Annotated in this window: 17 protein-coding genes; 4 read left to right on the forward strand and 13 right to left on the reverse strand. The window is 37.7% G+C overall.

The genetic code is table 11. The features are described from left to right. Nucleotides 1-99 precede the first annotated feature (99 nt). Both DZC72_RS08525 and upp read left to right on the forward strand, forming a co-directional pair. Nucleotides 100-1,188, forward strand: a complete 1,089-nt coding sequence (locus DZC72_RS08525) for a site-2 protease family protein (protein WP_125222404.1) — start codon at nt 100-102, stop codon at nt 1,186-1,188. Between the two features lie 12 nt (nt 1,189-1,200). Next, nucleotides 1,201-1,854, forward strand: coding sequence for a uracil phosphoribosyltransferase (gene upp, locus DZC72_RS08530; protein WP_125222405.1), 654 nt, complete (start codon nt 1,201-1,203; stop codon nt 1,852-1,854). Nucleotides 1,855-1,872: 18 nt separating this feature from the next. Here upp and DZC72_RS08535 read toward each other — a convergent pair whose 3' ends face one another. Beyond that, nucleotides 1,873-4,368: a cation-translocating P-type ATPase gene (locus DZC72_RS08535; protein WP_125222406.1), complete on the reverse strand. Its 2,496-nt coding sequence runs from the start codon at nt 4,366-4,368 to the stop codon at nt 1,873-1,875. A gap of 130 nt (nt 4,369-4,498) precedes the next feature. Here DZC72_RS08535 and DZC72_RS08540 point away from each other — a divergent pair, with 130 nt between their 5' ends. Next, nucleotides 4,499-4,963 (forward strand): Hsp20/alpha crystallin family protein, encoded by a 465-nt coding sequence (locus DZC72_RS08540; protein ID WP_125222407.1) that lies wholly within the window; start codon nt 4,499-4,501, stop codon nt 4,961-4,963. Between the two features lie 210 nt (nt 4,964-5,173). Here the strand turns inward: DZC72_RS08540 and DZC72_RS08545 are convergent, their stop codons facing one another. Beyond that, nucleotides 5,174-5,941, reverse strand: coding sequence for a patatin-like phospholipase family protein (locus DZC72_RS08545; protein WP_125222408.1), 768 nt, complete (start codon nt 5,939-5,941; stop codon nt 5,174-5,176). Nucleotides 5,942-6,254: 313 nt separating this feature from the next. On the opposite strand from DZC72_RS08545, the gene DZC72_RS08550 reads away from it, so the two are divergent. After that, entirely contained in the window at nt 6,255-7,325 is a 1,071-nt protein-coding gene (locus tag DZC72_RS08550; RefSeq protein ID WP_125222409.1) for a response regulator, read from the forward strand. A gap of 11 nt (nt 7,326-7,336) precedes the next feature. Here the strand turns inward: DZC72_RS08550 and DZC72_RS08555 are convergent, their stop codons facing one another. The 11 genes from DZC72_RS08555 to DZC72_RS08605 all read right to left on the reverse strand — a co-directional run bounded on the left by DZC72_RS08555 (nt 7,337) and on the right by DZC72_RS08605 (nt 20,282). Beyond that, nucleotides 7,337-7,582 carry a DUF6327 family protein gene (locus tag DZC72_RS08555; RefSeq protein WP_125222410.1) on the reverse strand — a complete coding sequence of 82 codons (246 nt, stop codon included), beginning with the start codon at nt 7,580-7,582 and terminating at the stop codon, nt 7,337-7,339. Then, the gene (locus DZC72_RS08560; protein WP_125222411.1) at nt 7,579-7,929 is read right to left on the reverse strand and encodes a hypothetical protein; all 351 of its coding nucleotides are present in this window, start codon (nt 7,927-7,929) and stop codon (nt 7,579-7,581) included. The genes DZC72_RS08555 and DZC72_RS08560 overlap by 4 nt, the downstream gene beginning before the upstream one ends. A 5-nt stretch (nt 7,930-7,934) precedes the next feature. Continuing rightward, the gene (locus DZC72_RS08565) at nt 7,935-8,264 is read right to left on the reverse strand and encodes a YtxH domain-containing protein (protein WP_125222412.1); all 330 of its coding nucleotides are present in this window, start codon (nt 8,262-8,264) and stop codon (nt 7,935-7,937) included. A gap of 780 nt (nt 8,265-9,044) precedes the next feature. Further along, nucleotides 9,045-9,395: a BON domain-containing protein gene (locus tag DZC72_RS08570; protein ID WP_125222413.1), complete on the reverse strand. Its 351-nt coding sequence runs from the start codon at nt 9,393-9,395 to the stop codon at nt 9,045-9,047. Nucleotides 9,396-9,703: 308 nt separating this feature from the next. Further along, nucleotides 9,704-10,888, reverse strand: a complete 1,185-nt coding sequence (locus DZC72_RS08575; RefSeq protein ID WP_125222414.1) for an acetate/propionate family kinase — start codon at nt 10,886-10,888, stop codon at nt 9,704-9,706. A 14-nt stretch (nt 10,889-10,902) separates the two neighbouring features. Then, nucleotides 10,903-12,996, reverse strand: coding sequence for a phosphate acetyltransferase (gene pta, locus DZC72_RS08580; RefSeq protein WP_125222415.1), 2,094 nt, complete (start codon nt 12,994-12,996; stop codon nt 10,903-10,905). A gap of 171 nt (nt 12,997-13,167) precedes the next feature. Then, entirely contained in the window at nt 13,168-15,564 is a 2,397-nt protein-coding gene (gene ppsA, locus DZC72_RS08585) for a phosphoenolpyruvate synthase (protein WP_125222416.1), read from the reverse strand. A 79-nt stretch (nt 15,565-15,643) separates the two neighbouring features. Next, nucleotides 15,644-16,123: a pyridoxamine 5'-phosphate oxidase family protein gene (locus tag DZC72_RS08590; protein WP_243641680.1), complete on the reverse strand. Its 480-nt coding sequence runs from the start codon at nt 16,121-16,123 to the stop codon at nt 15,644-15,646. A 439-nt stretch (nt 16,124-16,562) separates the two neighbouring features. After that, nucleotides 16,563-18,359, reverse strand: coding sequence for a Na/Pi cotransporter family protein (locus DZC72_RS08595; protein WP_125222417.1), 1,797 nt, complete (start codon nt 18,357-18,359; stop codon nt 16,563-16,565). Nucleotides 18,360-18,538: 179 nt separating this feature from the next. Then, on the reverse strand, nt 18,539-19,519 hold the full coding sequence (locus DZC72_RS08600) for an MlaD family protein (RefSeq protein ID WP_125222418.1): 981 nt from the start codon (nt 19,517-19,519) through the stop codon (nt 18,539-18,541). A gap of 4 nt (nt 19,520-19,523) precedes the next feature. Continuing rightward, nucleotides 19,524-20,282 carry an ABC transporter ATP-binding protein gene (locus tag DZC72_RS08605; RefSeq protein ID WP_125222419.1) on the reverse strand — a complete coding sequence of 253 codons (759 nt, stop codon included), beginning with the start codon at nt 20,280-20,282 and terminating at the stop codon, nt 19,524-19,526. Between the last annotated feature and the right edge of the window lie 17 nt (nt 20,283-20,299).

A 20,299-nucleotide genomic window follows, 5' to 3' on the forward strand; every position in this document is an offset into this window, starting at 1 on the left:
TGTTTTCTCAAATATAGTAGTATGTCAAATGGTCTCATATGACCAATGTCATTGTTGAAAAAGTACCTCTGGAATACTTTCGTCTAAAAACAAAACAATATGAAAGGGGTTCTAAAATTGGGGAGTATTTCTGGGATTAAGATAGAAGTACATTGGACGTTTACCCTATTGTTGTTTTGGGTCGCTTTCCTGGAGATACAGCGAGGGTCTAATCTCAATAGAATACTACTTAATGAAGCCCTCATTGTAGTGTTGTTCATTTGTGTTATACTTCATGAATTAGGTCATGCATTAACCGCAAAAAAATTCAATATCAACACCCAAAAAATAACACTTTTACCTATTGGCGGAGTTGCCATGTTGGAAAAGATGCCAGAAAAACCTAGGCAGGAACTGTTGGTTGCCCTTGCCGGACCAGCTGTTAATGTGGTTATTGCCATTTTAATTTTTTTGGTAGTTCCCATAAAAAGCTATTTTAACTTTGATGCCATCGTATTGGAGGAAGTTTTGTATCAAACCACATTCCAAAATTTTTTATTTTATCTTTTTGTTGCCAATGTAATGTTGGTGGTCTTTAATTTAATTCCTGCGTTTCCAATGGATGGGGGTAGGGTCTTAAGAGCATTATTGTCCTTTAAAATAGGTCGTGTAGAAGCTACTAAAATAGCCTCTTCTATAGGTCAGGGCCTAGCGATTCTATTTTTTATTCTTGGACTTTTATTTAATCCGTTTTTGATTTTAATTGCCTTTTTTATCTTATTTGGAGCTTATGGCGAGAACCAAATGGTAAAGCAAAATTCATTATTGGAAGGTCATTTGGTAAGGGAGGCAACTTTGACGAATATCACATTGATAAGTCCTATCCATACAATAAAGGACGTGATGGATATCACTCTCGCTGGCGCCGAAAAGGATTTTGTTGTTATGGATAAGGATGAAATAGTTGGAATAGTTACCCAAAAGCATGTCCTAAAACATGCAAACACCCCGTTGCTTGTAGTGAAGGATGTAATGGATAAAGATTTTAAGACGGTAGATGCGTCAATGGAACTAGTAAAAGTATTGGAACTGTTCGCAAAAGAAAAGAAAAATTTTTTCCCGGTAATGGATGACGGCATGTTGGCAGGTGTCATTGATAGGACCAATATTGGAGAATATATCCTATTCAAATCTGTACCTTTAGAGTAAAATATTTCTACAATGACCGTACATCACTTTGGTAAGGAAGACTCGCTCTTAAATAAATTTATTGCGGAAATCAGGGATACCGACATCCAAAAGGATTCCATGCGATTTCGGCGCAACATAGAACGAATTGGAGAAATTCTTAGTTATGAGTTGAGTAAAAATTTAAATTATTCCAATACCACGGTACAAACACCTTTTGGAAGTAAGGAAATATCCTTGCCAAAGGATAAACTGGTATTATGTTCAGTGCTAAGGGCCGGTTTGCCGTTGCATCAAGGTATGTTGAATTATTTTGATAGTGCCGAGAATGCGTTCATTTCGGCGTATCGTCATCATAGGGGCGATGAGGATGCTTTTGAAGTTATTGTGAAATATTTTGCCGCTCCTTCTTTGTCCGGCAAAACTTTGGTGCTTACCGACCCTATGTTAGCTACAGGGAAGACTTTGGAAAATGTTCTTGAGGCCTTGAAGGATCATGGAAAACCAGATCAGATTCATATCCTTTCCGTAATTGGCTCAAAAGCTGGAATCGAACATATTACAAGAATTTTTCCTGAAAATACGCATTTATGGATTGCCGCCATAGATGAAAAACTAAATAGTAAGGGGTACATTGTTCCGGGTATAGGAGATGCAGGTGATTTGGCTTTTGGAATGAAACTGTAAGTACTTATTAATCTTGAATCAGCTTATTCGTTTGCCCCATTTAACCAATTCGTACCAGATTACCGATCCAAATCCTGAAAGTACGCTTATCGATAATAGCTTTGGTGTTAGCATTTCAAATTCAAAAAAACGGGTGAATGCAGGAATGTAAAGTAACAATACTACAATGGCGATGGTGATACCAATAATCAGCGGCACCAGATTATTCTTATACTTCAATGTTGTAAGGATTGAAAAGTAAAAGGAACGATTGACAAGAGTGAGAAAGATATTGGCTGCAATAAGAACAATAAATACCATAGTTCTGGTAGTAGATTCGTTCAAGCCTTCCGCCACGGCGTATTGATACACCAGGAGAGCCACTAGGGCAATGGTGAGTCCTTGTGTTATACTTGTTGCCAACTCTTTAAACTTAAAAAATGTGGTGGTAAAGGGTCTGGGTTTTTGAACCATGGTGTTTTTTTCCATAGGCTCATTTTCATAGATGATGGAACAGGTGGGGCCCATAATCAATTCTAGCAAAATAACATGGGAAGGTGAAAAAATCGTGGGATAGAGCCACCCTAGCGCCAAAGGGATAAATACCATCAATATGATTGGAATATGGATGGATATAACATATTGAATGGCTTTTTTAAGATTTGTATAAATTTTTCTACCAATAGCTATGGCATCTACTAATTTGGAAAGATCATCTTCCACTAATATTAACGATGCGGCCTGTTTGGCAATTTCCGTTCCTTTTTTACCCATAGCGATTCCAAAATGTGACGCTTTTAAAGCAGGGCCGTCATTTACCCCGTCACCAATCATGGCTACCACCTCATTATTTGCCTTAATAGCATTGATAATTCGGAGCTTGGCGTCAGGAAACATACGTGTATAAACCTGGGTTGTTTTAACTTTTTCCCTTAATTCAACATCATTTAATTGCATTAATTCATCGCCGGACATGCATCGTTCATATCCAATAAAATCAATTTCCTTCGCTATGGCAATTGCGGTCTCTGAATTGTCTCCGGTAACCAATTTTACATCTATTCCAGCTTTATCAAAAGAGGTCAATACCTTGGATATATTTTCTTTAGGTGGATCATAAAAGGCTACGATTCCTTTAAAATCGAACTTGAATTCTTGTTGTTTTTTAGGAAATTCCATACCCATAAAATGAGCCTGTCCCACCCCTAATAACCTATAGCCCTGTTTTCCCAAACTTTTTATGGTCTCCTCTATTTGGGACTTTTCCTGTGTGGTTAAATTTGAAATTTCAAAAAATGCTTCAGGAGCTCCTTTGGCCGCAATGATACGATGGCCATTTGCATTTTGGAAAAGATGCGTCATCATTGGCGGTTTACCTCCAATTGGGTATTCATGCACCATTTGGTAATTTAATCTCTCGTCACTATCTATAAACTGACCATAAGCATTATGGAGTGCGACTTCCATAGGATCGAAGGGAATTGGTTCACTTGCCCACATGGCCAGTGTAATCAATTCTTTCTCGGCTTGGCCCATTTCATTTTTGGGGTCTGATATTACTCCAGATTGTAATACAAAAAGCTTTGCCAAACTCATTTTGTTTTGTGTAAGGGTACCGGTTTTGTCCGCACAGATTACCGTGGCGCTGCCCAAGGTTTCAACAGTTTTTATTTGTTTTACCAATACCCCCATTTTCATCAGGCGCCATGTACCCACCGCCATAAAGGTTGTAAAAGCTACCGGTATTTCCTCTGGTAGAATACTCATCGCAATGGTAAGGGCTTTTAGAAGGCTATCCATCAAATCCATGGATTTATTATAGTTCATTGCCCATACCAAAAAAAAGACGACCACCCCCCAGATGGACATCTTTTTGACAAAATTTGAGATTTGTCTTTCTAGGGGTGTTTTTTCTTCTTGGATAGCCTCCAGACTTTTACTTATTTTCCCCAGTTCCGTATTATTCCCTATTGCCACTACGGTTGCAATGGCCAAGCCACTCACTACCGTTGTACCGCTAAAAATGGAATTATCGTCGTTTTTGGAGTCCTTAAAAACAGCAAGGGATTCTCCTGTTAAAATGGACTCGTTGACGGAAAAATCATTGGAATGGATAATGGTTCCATCGGCAGGGATTAAGGTACCCTCCTCGACCATAAGACTATCCCCAATAACAACCTGTTCGCTAGGTATTCCAATGACCTCTCCGTTCCTTATAACATTGCAATTGGGTTGTGTAAGTGCTTTTAACTTATCAAGTGCCTTTCTGCTTCTAGAATCCTGATAAAGTGAAATAGAGGCTACTAAAACAATCGCTACCGCCAAAAAAACACCATCCCCTACATTTCCGCTCATAAAATAGATGGACGAGGCTACTAAAAGCAAGATGACCATGGGCTCCTTGGCTAAACTTTTTAGTGCATCAAAAAAGCCATTTTCATTTTTATAGGTCAAGGTATTTGATCCGTATCTTTTTCTGGAAGTCTCAACTTCCAAATCTGTCAATCCTTTAATGTCAAATTTACGTGCGGACATACCGTTTTTTGTTTTCTCAAATGTAAAGGCAAAAAAATAGATGGGACTGACCTACATCATTTTGATAAGTGCAAATAGCAACTATTTTCGATTTATAAAACTAATGTTTAACCTTAAAAATAAAAATGTTATGTCACTCGTAAAATTTAAAAGAAGGCCTTTTGGTAATTTGATTACCCAAGATTTTTTTGATATGGACGATTTCTTTGATAACCGAAGTTGGGCAAGGGATATGATGCCCGATCAATTCTGGAACGGTAAGAGATCTCAACCTGCTTTGAATATTAAGGAAAACCATGACACGTTCGAAATTGAATTGGCGGCACCTGGTTTTGCCAAAGAAGATTTTGAAGTTACCATTGAAGACGGTTGTTTGAATATTTCCGCTGAAAAGTCTGTTTCTGATGAGGAGAAGGAGGAAAACTATACTCGAAAAGAGTTTAGTTACAACGCTTTTCAACGCTCGTTGCAATTGCCTGAAAGTGTAAAACAAGAAGCTATTAAAGCAAAGTATAAAGATGGTATTTTAAGCTTCACTCTAGCAAAAAAGGAAGACGCAAAAAAAACACCTCCCAAAAAGGTACAGATTTCATAAATAAATTTTCCTGATAAACTTTTATCAAAAGTAATCCCCTCTCGAATAATCCATTAGTTTATTATTTATAATGGATTCATTTGGGATGGGTTTCCCATAATTTATTTTTAGGTGGTATGCTCCTTAAGTGCAAGGGCAGTTTAATAAGGGGCTATAGATTCTTGAAAAATTTTAAATCAGGTTGCTAGTCGAATTTTGAATCATCTAGTTTTAGGGACCTTTAACAATGTTACTTTGCACTAGGGCCTCTTTGGCGGATTTGTACCCCAGTTCAAAAAGAGCATCTATATTTTTTAGGGAAAACATACTAAACTCTGCCATGCGCTCTGGACGTATCAGAACATCACATTGACCAAATTTTAGCACAGTTTCGTTGGCAACCATTATATGGTATGCACGCTCCAATACATTATGGGCATGCTTCAACTCTGTTTTCTTCATCTTTTCAAAAGGATTCACATAGATTCCTATAATCTGATCGCAAAAGTCTTTGATAAGATCGACCGGGAAATTGTTCAAAGTGCCACCGTCAACATAATAGCCGTTCTTAAAAGGAACAGGTGCAAATAACCCAGGTACGGCTGCAGAAGCCAAAATGGGTTTAATTAACTCACCTTTGTTAAAAATTTTTAAGGTACCATCCAAAAGATTGGTTGCGGTAACATGTAAGGATATCATTAAGGATGAAAAGTTATCCTCTGGAAGATAGACTTTTAAATGATCATAGAATTTTTCAGTATCTACAAATCCAGGTTTGCTTCGTGCATATTTTTTAATGCTGAAAATTTGTGTTGATTTAAAAAAATCCAATATTTCTTCCCAATGGCTACCCCCGGCATATAGTGCGCCAACTATGGCTCCTGCACTGGTTCCGGCAATATGGGATGGGTGGATCCCAAATTCCTCGAGTGCCTTGATGGCACCAATATGAGCTACGCCCCTAACGCCTCCTCCTGATAGTACCAAACCAACATTCATATAGTTTTAATTGAAGCTCGCGCAAAAATACCTTGTTAGCTCCTTGGTTAAAATGACAATCATCATATTTAGTCTTATTAGTATTGGTATGACCGAAATCATTTCTTTCCCTATAAATCCGTAATATATTTAGTAAACAATTTACAACAAGTTCTTCGCCAAGTAAATTCCTAATCAGTGTAATGGTATTAGCCGGAATTAGGATGTAAAGAATCAAATGTATAGCATGTTAACCAAAGGAAGTATTTGTTAATCCATTAAAAACGACATAGATGTACTTTAATTAAATAGATTCCTAAAAAGCTAGAAGAAAATGAAAACAATTCTATTGATAGAGGATAATGAAACTGTAAGGGAGAATACGGCAGAAATAATGACTTTGGCCAATTATAACGTAATAACTGCAGAGAACGGAAAAATTGGATTGGAAAAGGCCAAGAAATTTTTACCTGACTTAGTTATCTGTGATATCATGATGCCACAAATGGATGGATATGAGGTGCTAAGGTCTTTAACCAACAACAGTGGAACATCAAGTACTCCGTTTATTTTTCTAACGGCAAAAACAGATAGGTCTGATAGACGAATGGGGATGAACCTTGGTGCCGATGACTATTTGACCAAACCTTTTGAAGAGGAAGAGTTATTGGATGCGATTTCTTGTCGTTTAAAAAAGCATGATAATTTAGAAAAGGAAATTACAAAAAAACTAGAGGGTATCCATTCATTTCTAGTGGAGGCTTCAGAATATGTTGATTTGGAAGGACTTTCTAAAAACCGCACCGCTAGGCCTTTTGAGAAAAAGGAAATGGTTTTTTGGGAAGGCGATAATGCTCAGTCTCTTTATTTCATTGTAGCTGGATCTATAAAAACATATAAAGGTACCGAATCTGGTAAGGAACTTGTCACTGGAATTTATGGCCCAGGTGATTTTATAGGACAATTATCACTGCTCAATGTGGCCGGGACATATGTAGAGAATGCAGTTGTTTTGGAGGATGCTGAAATTGGTGCGATACCCAAAAAGGACTTCCTAAAACTGTTATACGAAAACCCTATGGTATCCCAAAAATTCATCAATATCATTTCAAATAATCTAATTGACGTTCAAACACAGTTGGTAGACATGGCCTTTGCATCAGTGAGACAACGTGCCGCAAAGGCTCTATTAGAGCTATATGACAAGGGATTGATCAAAGATAAACCAGAAGATGGAAAGTCTATTCCCCGTGAGGATTTTGCCGGCATGATAGGTACAGCAACTGAAACGGCCATTCGTACCCTTTCTGATTTTAAGGATGAAGGCTTAATCACCACAGATCGTAGCAGAAGAATTGTTATTTTGAACAAAAAAGAACTAGAAACCGTTGCGGATTCCGGATAAAAAAACTGAATTTATGATTGGCGTCTATTGCGAATCAAATCCATTACTTTTTTTACAAAATATGCCACTATTAAATTTTTCCATCCACCGGTGGTTCCAATATTCGACCCTAGGCTTTTAATTAAATTCAAAGGAGCTAAATCTGTCCTGGCTCGGTGATAATGAATTTTAAGGCTTTCTAGACTTATTTCCCGCTGCAGCTTTAATATTTTTAAGCGGGTATCTACTTCCTCAAATGAACTATACTCCCTTTTCATGGTTGTTCGAAATAATAATTAGAAAATTTCCTTAGGATAGGAGCGTTAAGTTTCTTCCTGAAAATATAAAGCATGATTCCTACGAGTACATAAAAAGTACCAATTATGATAAAACCGCCATAGTAACTGTCCAACGATTCTGATATTGCCAAACAGGCGGCGAACGATAAAAAGAGTAAAGCAAAAACGGAACCTATACCAATGAGCAGGGATTGCGTGATAGAGGTAACAAAGAGCATGAGAATCTTGAAAATCCTTAGTCTCACATACTCATCGCTAGTTTCCACATAAGACCTCATTTCGGCTTGCGCACCCATGAGGTCTTCTTTGAATTCATCAAAAGCCATAGCCGCTATTTTTGTAGTTGGGCGTTCTTCCTTTTAAGCTCTTCGAGTTTACGCTCTAGATTTTCAATAATATCATCTGCCTTGTAGCTCATTGTTGAGATGGCTTCATCCAATTTTCTATCAAAAGCGTCCTTTTTTTCGTTTGCTGTTTTTGTAAGTTCTTCTTTGGCATGAGTTATACGCTCTGCAAGATCGTGAGCGGTATCGTCAACCTTCCTTTTAATTTTATGGCGTGTCTCAACGCCCTTATCGGGAGCATAAAGAATTCCTATTCCCGCGCCTATGGCGGCACCTGTTAATAGTGCCAGTAAAACACTTCCGTTATCGTTTGTCATAATTTTGATTTTTAAATTACTATGTTCATTAAAATTCTACTTAAAAATAGGTTGGAAATAATGTACTTGAAATGATTTTGGTCATGCTTCTCGAATTTGATGATTTGCGGGAGTTTTATAAAATCCTTATAGTTGTAAATGTGCGCTAATGATATTCCTTTAATTCCCGTGCATTTGGGAATAATACCATATGAAGGCTATAGCTTTTGACAAAAAAGGATTTTTAACAGAAGACCATATCAGCAAGAAATTAAGATTGCTTTCTGTACGACTTCTAACCAAGATTTTTGAGGTATAATTTGTCTATAAGGCATATAAAAACAGGAGACTAAAATCTCCTGTTTTCCGTGAAACGTTCAAATTTGTTTATGCTTTCTATCTAGCTCGTAAATCGCTTTATTTCTAAAATGACCTAAAAGACGATTTTAGCATTAACGGTATCTTCCGTTACACTATGGTCCATTTTTCCTTTCGGAACTATAGACCAATTTCGTATGTTAAAAGAAACCGAGGTACCAAGGTGCCTCGGTTTCATAGAAGATGTTCTTCAACTCAATCTCCACTTACATTGATTCATATGGAATATATTGCTATATCCCTTGGTGATACAAACGGTTTAAAATGGGTGTCCTTAACCTCTTCTTATCTAACAACTTAGTTTTCGAAATCGATTACTAAGTGTATTAAATTTATCAATGAACTTTTACTTTTGAATATACAGCTAAAATACAGTGCTAAATGTTTATACAAAATGACCTAGGTCATTTTGCCTATATTTTTCTAAAAAAATTCAGCATAGTACTGAACGACAATATCATGCTGAACATACCGTACACCAAGTGCTTTATAAGCGGTTTTATCTGCAAGTTCCCGTTCCTTAAAAGAATGTACTCTACCCTTAAGCTGCACCGTATCACCATCTACCTGTACGCGTATTCCCTTAGCTTCAAGACCGGCCAAGCGCTCGTAGGCTTTTGTTATTTGACTCTCAATAATATTTGCATTTGTTTTAGGTACTATTTCTATTCTTATCCCTAAAGGATCTTGTAAAATAAGTTGGGCCAATTTCCTTTGATAATCCCAAGAAACTTGCCCTGACAAATGAATATAAACATCTTCCGCAAATACCATTTTTTTACTTTGGGTATAGCTTTATTCCATTCTAAGGCATTCACAGCCGCTCTCGCAATTTCAGTATCCGTTTTTTCGTAGTCCGCCCCATAGTTTACTTCAATGTTCTATTTTTTGGGGTATCATCATAGGGAGGTGTTTGGGTACACAGTAATGAGTTGCCATCAAGGTACAATAATGCTAAATAAGCGCGCTCGCGTTATGAAAGAATTCAAAATTATAGTGAGGAGAATATTAGTAGTGATCATCAAAATAACAATACAAATCGAGGAAGGAGTAATAGTACTGTTAAAAGAAATAATTAATGACTAAGAAATCAAATTAAATACTTGTTTTGCAATCTCCAATTCCTCATTAGTAGGAATGACCAAAATCTTGACCTGAGAGGAATCGGTATTAATTTCTCGTAATACATTTGACCGTTTTTCATTTTTGACCGAATCCAATTTAATACCCAGATAATCCATGTCCAAGCAGGTAAGTTTTCGAATTAAACTGGAGTTCTCACCAATACCGGCAGTAAATATGAGAGCATCGAGTCCGTTCATCACCGCAGTGTAGCTTCCAATATATTTTTTAATTCGGTAGGCGTTCATTTCAAGTGCCAATTGACAGTTTTTGTCCCCTTCTTCAGCTTTTGCTTGTATATCCCGTAAATCACTAGATCCTGTTAGGCCAAGCATTCCACTTTTTTTATTCAATAATTGTTTTACCTCGTTTAGGGAGTAACCTAAACCATCCACCAAGTGAAATATAACGGAATGGTCTATATCTCCACTTCTTGAGCCCATAACCAATCCATTGGAAGGGGCAAAACCCAAACTATGGTCCACACTTTTACCGTTAACTATAGCCGTCATACTACATCCATTTCCTAAATGAACAGATATTATTTTTGAGGTTTCCCGGCCAAGATATTTTATGGCTTTTTCGGAAACGTATTTATGACTGGTACCGTGGAATCCATAAACCTTAATGTTGTCCTCGGTATAAAATGTATTGGGAATAGCATATTTTCTAGCCTTAACAGGCATGGTTTGATAGAAGGCCGTATCAAAAACAGCCACCTGTTTTGCCGTTGGAAATAATTTTTCTGCGATTTCAATACCTTCCAGGTTAGGTGGATTGTGCAATGGGGCCAATGCAGAATAGTAATTTATTTCATCTTTTACAGCCCCGTTGATTAGGGTCGTTTCCGCAAAGGAATCCCCACCATGTACGACACGGTGACCCACCGCAAAGATATCTTGCGGATTTTTAATTACCCCTTTTTCTGGATGTGTCAAATAACTGACAATGATACTTAAACCTTCACGATGCGACTTTATTGGAACGGTTTCTTGAATATTGATTTCATCCTTTTTAATACTCAAAATAGCATCTTCATAACCAATACGTTCCACCATTCCGGAGCAAATCATCTTTTCCAAAGGCATTTGCAATAGTTTGAACTTAATCGAGGAGCTTCCGGAATTGAGAACAAGTATTTTCATTATTCATTTTTCTATTAAAGACCTTGGGCCTGTATTGCCGTAATAATGACTGTATTGTAGATGTCCTCTACAGTACACCCGCGGCTAAGATCGTTTACCGGTTTATTAAGTCCTTGAAGCATTGGACCAATGGCCAGTGCCCCTGTTTCCCGTTGTACGGCCTTATAAGTGTTGTTTCCTGTATTGAGGTCAGGAAAAATGAAGACGCTTGCTTGGCCTGCTACCTGGGAATCAGGTAGTTTGGCGAGACCCACCTTACTGTCAACGGCTGCATCATATTGAATTGGACCTTCAACTTTGAGTTCCGGTCTTTTTTTCTTGATGATTTCAGTTGCTTTCCTTACACGATCTACATCTTCACCAACGCCCGATGCTCCCGATGAATATGAAAGCATGGCTATCTTGGGTTCAATGCCAAAAGCGATACTGGTAGCCGCAGATGAGATGGCAATTTCCGAAAGTTGTTCCGCGGTAGGATTGGGATTGATGGCACAATCTCCAAAGATAGTTACTCTGTTGGGCAAGCACATAAAGAACACAGAGGAAACAATGGAGACCCCTGGCCTTGTCTTAATAAATTGTAGGGCGGGCCGTATGGTATGTTGTGTGGTATGCACGGCTCCGGATACCATACCATCCGCATGTCCCATGTAAACCATCATTGTGCCAAAATAGGAAACATCCTCCATCAAGTCTTTTGCCATGGCCAGATTAACGTTCTTATGCTTTCTAAGTTCAAAAAGAGTAGTTGCATACTCCATGAAATGTGGTGACTCCGCTGGATTTACGATGTTTATGGTCGATGCATCCAAAACTATATCCAATTCAATGATTTTACTCTTGATTTCTTCTGGGTTTCCCAATAGGGTAAGGGTTACGGCATCTGCATCTATGAGCCTTTTAGTGGCGAGCAAAATACGCTCATCCGTACCCTCTGGTAATACTATGTGCTTTTTTTCCGATTTTGCCCTTTTTAGGAGATTGTACTGGAACATTCTAGGAGTGATACCACGGGGCTTGAACGTTATTAGGCGTTCCGCCAATTGGGTGGTGGGAACATGTTTCTCAAATTCCTGTATGGATGTATTGATTTTTACGGTGTTCTCAGCGTAGATTTTGGGTCGAATGGTACCAATTTGGTTTGTGACGGAAAAAGTACCTCCCTGTACGGATAGGATGGGTACAATATCGGAAAGTCCTTTGATCAATTTTACAATTGATTTCTCCGGCAACAATCCACCAGTTAATACAATTCCGGAAATATTGGGATAATTAGCAGAAATATTTGCCTGTAAAGCGCCTAATATTATATCTGCCCTATCGCCAGGTGTAATCACTAAACTGTCCTTTTTAAGATGGGTGAGATAATTCCTTAATTGCATTGCCCCAACACTAAAGCCACCGGCTTGGTTGTTCAAAAATTCTTCACCAAATAGAACTTTGGCCTCCAGTTCTTTTGAGATTTCTTTGACAGTTGGGTTCCCCAATAGCGGATTTATTGGAATGACACCCACCAAAACACTATTTGGAAGTTTCTTTTGTAACCCTTTAGTTACAATATCTATATTTTTTGGCTCAACTTTATTGGCAACGGTCAATAACACTTCTACACCCTTTTCTTTAAAGGAATCATAGGCCATAAAAAGGTTGCCGATGAGTTCTTCCAAAGTTTTACCGGTTCCGCTTGCAATAATTACTGTAGGAATGCCAAGGTTTTTGGCCACAAGCACATTGATGTCCCACTCGATTATCGCACCTTCGCCAGAAAAATCTGTTCCCTCAACTAGGATAAAGTCGAAACGGTCCTCTATAGCCTTGTATTTATGTATTATATGACCAAGAATTTCGTCGTCCCTGTCTAAGTTTTTTTGTTTTACAACTTCACTTCTAGTATAGGCGTAGGCATCTTTAAATGCCAAATCCAACTCAAAATGGGTAATAATAGTGTGGATATGGCTGTCCATAGTCCCTTTTTCAAAGTCGTCTATTATTGGCCTGAAATAGCCAACTTTTGCGGCTTTTCCCAGTAGGAGTTGCATTAATCCCAAAGAAACTATCGATTTTCCACTATTTGTTTCAGTGGTAGCAATATAAATGGCTTTGCTCACAGGTAAAGGGTTTTGTGGCTAACAAATTTATGGGATTCTTTAATGTTAACCCATTTAGTCTTTACAAACAAAAGAAGAAATCTTTAATTATACGTTCTAGATTGAATTTCCTTTTTATAGGATCTTAGTGAAGATAGGGCAAATACCAGCTTCCATAATAAGGATTTAGTGCTAATTGCTACTTTCTGCCGTTCCAAAAGTTACTTTCTGTTGTTCGGCCTTGTTGATATTTTCGATACCCTGTAGTAAAGCATCAGGATTAAAAGAAATGCTATCAATCCCTTCTAGAATAAGAAATTTTGCAAACTCAGGAAAGTCACTGGGAGCTTGACCGCATAATCCGATTTTTATATTTGATTTTTTTGCGGATTTAATTGCCATGGAAATCATGCGTTTGACGGCTTCATCATTTTCATTGAACAGTTTTCCCATAATTTCAGAATCCCTATCAATGCCCAATGTCAATTGGGTAAGATCATTAGAGCCAATGGAGAATCCATCGAAGATTTTCGCAAACTCCTCGGCTAATATGACATTGCTTGGAATCTCTACCATGGTATAAACTTCCAAACCATTTTCGGTACGTTTAAGTCCATTATCTTCCATTACTTTAAGCACTTTTTTACCTTCTTCGACAGTTCTGCAAAAAGGAACCATTACCTTAAGATTGATTAGCCCCATTTTTTCCCGAATTTTTTTAATAGCGGCACATTCCAAGGCAAAACCATCTTTATATAAATCACTATAGTATCGTGAGGCACCCCTAAAACCCAACATAGGATTTTCTTCGAAGGGTTCAAAATCCGATCCCCCAATAAGGTTCGCATATTCGTTTGTCTTAAAATCACTTAGTCTTACGATGACCTCTTTTGGATAAAAGGCCGCTGCTATAACTGCTATTCCTTCCGCCAGTTTATCAACAAAATAGTCAGCTTTGTTGGTGTATTGGCTTGTCAATTGCATTATTTTATTTTTTACTTTGGAGTCTTTTATTTCCTCAAATTTCACCAAGGCCATAGGGTGTATCTGTACGGAATGAGTAATGATAAATTCCATCCTTAATAAACCGATTCCATTATTGGGATAAAAGGAAAGTTGAAAAGCGTTTTCGGGATCGGCCAAAATCATTTTAGTTTCCGTTTTTGGAAGATGGATTCCTGTAAAATCAATTTCGCGCTCCTTAAAAGGGAGTTTCCCTTCATAAATATACCCAATCTTTCCTTGGGCACAGGACATGGTAATCATTTTACCGTTCACTATTTCTTCGGTAGCGTTGCCACAACCTACAATGGCCGGAACTCCCAATTCACGGGAAACGATGGCCGCATGACTGGTTCTGCCCCCTTTATTGGTGATAATTCCGCCCACTTTTTTGAGCAAAGGATCCCAATCTGGAGTAATAGTGTCCGTCACAATAATGGAATCTTTGGTCAAAGGTCCCGTTTCTATGGGAGAATTCAATAGTACAGGATATCCTATTTTAATTTTGGACCCTACAGCATCTCCTTTCACCAGCACTTTGCCCTCCTTCAATAGTTGATACTCTACATGTATATTTTTATTCTTAGTCTGATGGACCGTCTCTGGACGGGCTTGTGTGATGAACAATTCCTTTGTAATTCCATCCTTGGCCCATTCAATATCCATGGGTTTTTGGTAATGTTCCTCTATTAGTAGGGCCCACTTGGCCAAGGTAATAATTTCATTATCGGTCAATACATATTGTTCTTGTTGCTTTAATGGGGTATCGATGTTCAAGGTTGTTTCCTTCTCTTTTTCCGAAGCATAGACCATGGTCAGTTTTTTATCGCCCAGTTTTTTCTGAATTATGGGATACATATCTTTCTTAATGCTGGGTTTAAAGACATAAAACTCATCTGGGTTTACTATGCCTTGTACAATGTTCTCACCCAATCCCCAAACCCCCGAGAGTAATACAACGTTCTCAAAGCCGGATTCCGGTTCTATGGTAAAACCCACCCCAGAACAGCTTTTATCTGAACGTACCATTAGCTGTACACCAACTGATAGGGCAACATCTTTGTGTTTGAATCCCTTATCCTCTCGATATTTAATAGCGCGATCGGTATAGAGCGATGAGAAGCATTTTTTGACTGCCTCCAAAAGCTCTGGTTCTCCTTTAACATTTAAAAAAGTATCGTGTTGACCTGCAAAACTGGCATCTGGAAGGTCCTCTGCCGTTGCACTACTGCGCACTGCTACGGCCAATTCACCATCGTCACAGAGTTCCTTATAGGCACGTATAAGGGCGTTAGAAAATTCTTTGGAAAATTCGCTTTCAAGAATCAGGTTCCTTGCCCGATTACCTATCAGATTTAAATTTGTGTATTGGTTTCTGTCCAATTTTGATATGATATTTTCCAGGGCACGCTGTATATCATTTTCCTTTAAGAAGTTCCAAAAAGCAGAGGACGTACTGGCAAAACCATTAGGAATACGTACTCCTTTTGGTAACAATTGATTGTACATTTCTCCAAGAGAAGCATTTTTTCCTCCTACCGTTGATACATCCGTGATACCAATATGACTGAATTTTTTTATAAGCATTACAAAGAGAATTTATGGATTTAATAGAGGTAACTTGCCCAATGTCTTCATAAGACACCTTAACTTATGTTGGACGTTTCTAAGATTCCCTTTTCTTACCTGTAATCTCATTAATATTAATTCGGAATACGATGGGCGAACAATCCGATTCAATCTTGGCCGAAAATTCACTAATGTATTCGCTGTCCATCCCTTTAGTGCGACTCAAAATATTTTTTATACCCTCCGAAAACTCATGAAGCATATGTTTTGCGTCTATACCCTTTAACTCTTCAAAAGTGCCAAGTACTTGAACAGTTTGCCAATCTGCCACTGTTTCAATCTGATTAACTATAAAAGCTACAGCATTATTTTTGCGCATTGCTGCGATCTTGTGTCCTTCTGAAGAGTAACTAGTAATGGTATGGCTTTCTCTATCATAGTAATAGGTCATTGGCACTATAAATGGACTTGTACCCGATATATATGCTAAGTTTCCCATATAGTTGCTGGATAGTATTTGAAGGTTTTCAGCAGGTTCTAAATTTCTTCTCATAGCTTTGGTTTTATCTTCTTCCAAAACTAGTTTTTACAAAGTGAAATCCATATGACATTGGTCATCTAGGAAAAAATGGGAACAATGTTTATTTAATTAGGGATATTTAAAAACCTAAAAAAGAACATATATTCTTAAGAAGACTATAAGTTGCTCATATAAGGTAAGGAAATGACTGAATTTTGCTTTGGTATCCATGAAAACATTCATAGAACGTACAAAAAATTATCAGGACAAAATAGTTGTATTTACAACATCTGGTGAAGGCACGTATAGAATGGAAGGAGTAGATGCCATCACAGGAGAATCGATCATTGAGAATGTACCACTTATTGTGAACAGGATTAAAGTTAGACTGGACCCATTATTTATTAAGAGATAGCAATCTGAAAATAAACAAGATAATCTGGAGTCTTTTTCTAAAATTGCTGTCATTTAGGCGATAAGACCAATACAAAAAATCCTATTCTTTTTCTACAAAGCTTATGGGCTCATCCTTTTGCTCCGCATTTTCCAATAGGGAGTCTTTTTCTCCGTAGAGAAGCTCAGCAACCTCTATTAGATTCTTAATGATTTCGTTTAAGTTGTCTTTATCATTGACCAAAGAAGATGCCATCTTGGGAGTTATTAAATTATCCCTAATTAGCTTATTAATTGATTTGGTAGTTTGATATTTTCCATCTTTAGCTTTATTTTTAAGTATAAAAAGTTTGGTGTCATAGATTTGCTTGTCCACTTGTGTCCTTAACAAATATACTACCCGCAACACCCTTATTATTTTTTCGCGAAACTTGTTATACTCCTGAACCATATGAATATTTTCCGAGGTTCTATATTGGGATACATTTAATCCCAACTCCAAAACACCCTTTATGATTTCCACCATTTTGCGATTGGCTATTTTGATTTCTGAAATCCTATTGTTTAGGTTTTTGCCCATTTTCAAGGTGCTTTGAGCGGTAGTAGCATATCTTAGGATTTCACCATATATGGTTTTTACCTTACTGTAATAGAGATTGCGAACATCTGTTTTGAAATCCTCTTTGGTTTTCATCAAAATATCCTTTGGGTCTAAGTCGGATTTTATGTCCCCTCTATGAATATTCAGTGCATGTGCTATTATTTCAAAAATCGCATTTTCAAAAAGATATTTGGATTCTTCGGTCAATGCTGAAACCACAGTGCTTGGAAACTGTAGTATGCTCTCGTTTAAATATTTTGGTTGTTCAATACCCTTTTCTTTTTCTTCCTTGAAAAATTTGATAAGAAATTTTTCCGTTCTTTTTGTTAGTGGTATCATTATGAGTACGCCCAAAATGTTGAAGATAGTATGGAACATGGCCAATTTGAGCGTAAAATTATCAGCAGACACGCCGGTGATAGCTGAAACGAAATTTACAAAATTGGCAAGAGGAAAAATGATAGTCAAGGCTATGGCTCCAGTAAAAAGATTAAAAAGTAAATGGGCTCCAGCCAGTCTTTTTCCGGCAATGTTGGAACTTAAGGAACCCAAAATTGCTGTAATGGTCGTGCCAATATTTGCACCTATCGCCAAGGCCAGGGCATTTTCATATTGTATTTGTCCAGCAGCTAATGCAGTCAATATCAAAGCCAAGGTTGCACTGCTGGATTGAAGAATTGTGGTAATTATGATGCCAATACCTGCATAAACAATAACCCCTAAGAAACCTGGAATGGCATAATGGGTAAGATCAATATATTCTTTAAACACATCAAAACCTTCTTTCATGTACTGTATTCCCAGAAAGAAAAATCCTAATCCCGCGAGAATATTTCCTATGCCTTTCAAATGCGGTTTTTTTTGTAGGGAAAAAATTATTCCAAACACGAGCATTGGCATGGCAATGACGGCAATATCGATTTTTAGACCAAAACCTGCAACGATCCAAGCCGTTGCTGTTGTTCCTATATTGGCACCGAAAATTATTCCCATTCCACCTCGAAGAGTAACCAATCCTGCACTTATAAAAGAAATGGTTACTGCAGACACTAATGAACTTGATTGTATAAATGCGGTGACCAATGCACCAGCAGCAATGCTTTTGTATAACTTATCAGTTGCCTTTTTTAAAATTTTTTGCAAAGGGCCTTTCGCAAACCCCTTAAATCCTTCTTCCAACATAATCATGCCAAAAAGTAATATGGCAATACCTACAGCGATCGATTCAAAATTTGTGTTTAAGAACAAAACCACGGCAAGCATGATAAGAAATATATAAAACAATGCCTTTTTAATCATAGACTAATAGCGAAAGAGTATTTAATTTGGATTCATAGTTTTTTGTTAAAATTCGGTTCCCAACCTATTCATTCAAGGAATTGGATACTACTCGTATTACTCTTACCTTCAAGATTGGAAATGTACTTGCGAGGTTTAATATAATAAAGTAAAGGATTCTGGATATGTTTAATTTTTGACTAACGTTTTTCTTCCTTTTTCTTCTGTTTCTCTAATTTTCTAAAGTACCCGCGGGTTAAAAAATTATGTTTTAGCGCTTCCATATTTTCATTGAAACGCTCCGTTCCCTGTTCAATATTCCGCATAGTTCTATCTAGTTGGTTTACCAAAACAGTATCTTGAGATAAATAGCCAATTGCCCCATCACCCGTTTTGATATCGCCAACTAGGGTATTTAAGTCCATTGAAATCTTCTTTATTTGGAAACTGGAACTCTCAAGGTTTTGAATGATTTTTTTGATTCTACTCCCAGAAATGGTATCACTGAGCAACACGCCTGCGGCACTTTCTTCAAAATTAAAGTTGTCTACCAAGCGATTTAACTCCCCCATGGAAGTATTAGCATCTTCACTTGTTTGCTTGAGGTTTTTTAGTGTTTGCTCTAAGTGGTCCGCTAAAACAGTGTCATTGAGTAATCTCCCTAATGTACCTTTACCTTCGGTAAGTGCCTTTGATACTTTCAACAGGTCGGCTGTCAACAATGCGGCGTTATCATTTGTTATATTTAATGTACTCATCATATCTTGTGTACCAATTTTGCTAGTAGATTGCAGCTCATCTCCTGGAACAATAAGATCACTAGGCCCTTCACCTGGTGTTATATTGATAAGCATACTGCCCACCAATCCATTAGAGCCAATACTTGCAAGTGCATTTTTTTTAATATGCTTGCGCATGTTATCCTCAATTCTCATAAGTACTCGTATAGTAGTATCATTTATCATTTCAATACCATTTACAGTACCAACGTTAATTCCTGAAAAACGAACATTATTGCCATTTTGGAGACCAGTGGCATTTTTAAATATAGCACTTATACCAAAGGTTTTCCCGAACATATTCTGTCTATTGCCAATTAGAAAAGCTGCAAAAAGCAACAGGACTGTCCCTATGACTACAAACACGCCTAATCTTAAATTTTCCAACTTAGTCTTTGTCATATTCCTATTTTTTAAAAAACGCCTCAACTTTTGGATCGGATGACGATGATAATTCAGAAAAAGTGCCATCTGCATAGTTTATGCCGTCTACCAACAGAATCATTCGCTCGGATATCACACGGGCACAGTCTACGTCGTGGGTAATTATTAAAGAAGAGGTATTATATTTTTTTTGGATACTGCGCATTAATTCAATGATTTCCTTAGCCGTAATAGGGTCCAGTCCACTGGTGGGTTCATCGTATAGGATAATTTTTGGTTTGAGGATAAGCGTACGCGCCAAAGCAACACGTCTCTTCATTCCTCCAGAGAGCTTGGATGGCATTAAATCCATGGTATGGCCCAGACCTACATTTTCCAATGCCTCTAGCACCAGAGGGGTTGTATCATGGAAACCACCCAGTTTCTCTTTGTGTCTGCGCATTGGAAATTCTAGATTCTCTCGCACCGTCATGGAATCATACAGTGCGCTTCCTTGAAAAAGAAACCCTATATCAGAACGTAGTTCGTCCAAGTTTTGACGATTCAAGGTGCCTATCTCCTTACCCATAACTTCTATATATCCACTATCTGGTGTAATTAATCCTACAAGGCATTTTATCATTACAGACTTGCCCGAGCCCGATTTTCCCATGACCACTAAATTTTCACCTTGATGTAGCACCATGTTGAAACCATTTAGTACATGGTTACTGCCAAAGCTTTTACGAAGATCTTCAATACGGATGACTACCTTTCGACTGTTGTCATTTATTGGTTCCATTAAGTTTTTAGAAGCTA

It is taken from the genome of Maribacter algicola, from assembly GCF_003933245.1.
Classification (GTDB): Bacteria; Bacteroidota; Bacteroidia; order Flavobacteriales; family Flavobacteriaceae; genus Maribacter; species Maribacter algicola.

Excerpts from the sequence above, each read along its gene's own strand:
- DZC72_RS08535 (WP_125222406.1), bottom strand. The coding sequence starts at position 4,368 with ATGTCCGCACGTAAATTTGACATTAAAGGATTGACAGATTTGGAAGTT.
- DZC72_RS08570 (WP_125222413.1), bottom strand. The coding sequence starts at position 9,395 with ATGGTATTTGCGGAAGATGTTTATATTCATTTGTCAGGGCAAGTTTCT.
- DZC72_RS08600 (WP_125222418.1), bottom strand. The coding sequence starts at position 19,519 with ATGACAAAGACTAAGTTGGAAAATTTAAGATTAGGCGTGTTTGTAGTC.
- upp (WP_125222405.1), top strand. The coding sequence starts at position 1,201 with ATGACCGTACATCACTTTGGTAAGGAAGACTCGCTCTTAAATAAATTT.
- DZC72_RS08595 (WP_125222417.1), bottom strand. The coding sequence starts at position 18,359 with ATGATTAAAAAGGCATTGTTTTATATATTTCTTATCATGCTTGCCGTG.
- DZC72_RS08560 (WP_125222411.1), bottom strand. The coding sequence starts at position 7,929 with ATGGCTTTTGATGAATTCAAAGAAGACCTCATGGGTGCGCAAGCCGAA.
- DZC72_RS08545 (WP_125222408.1), bottom strand. The coding sequence starts at position 5,941 with ATGAATGTTGGTTTGGTACTATCAGGAGGAGGCGTTAGGGGCGTAGCT.
- DZC72_RS08550 (WP_125222409.1), top strand. The coding sequence starts at position 6,255 with ATGAAAACAATTCTATTGATAGAGGATAATGAAACTGTAAGGGAGAAT.
- DZC72_RS08540 (WP_125222407.1), top strand. The coding sequence starts at position 4,499 with ATGTCACTCGTAAAATTTAAAAGAAGGCCTTTTGGTAATTTGATTACC.
- DZC72_RS08605 (WP_125222419.1), bottom strand. The coding sequence starts at position 20,282 with ATGGAACCAATAAATGACAACAGTCGAAAGGTAGTCATCCGTATTGAA.
- DZC72_RS08525 (WP_125222404.1), top strand. The coding sequence starts at position 100 with ATGAAAGGGGTTCTAAAATTGGGGAGTATTTCTGGGATTAAGATAGAA.
- DZC72_RS08575 (WP_125222414.1), bottom strand. The coding sequence starts at position 10,888 with ATGAAAATACTTGTTCTCAATTCCGGAAGCTCCTCGATTAAGTTCAAA.
- DZC72_RS08565 (WP_125222412.1), bottom strand. The coding sequence starts at position 8,264 with ATGACAAACGATAACGGAAGTGTTTTACTGGCACTATTAACAGGTGCC.
- ppsA (WP_125222416.1), bottom strand. The coding sequence starts at position 15,564 with ATGCTTATAAAAAAATTCAGTCATATTGGTATCACGGATGTATCAACG.
- DZC72_RS08555 (WP_125222410.1), bottom strand. The coding sequence starts at position 7,582 with ATGAAAAGGGAGTATAGTTCATTTGAGGAAGTAGATACCCGCTTAAAA.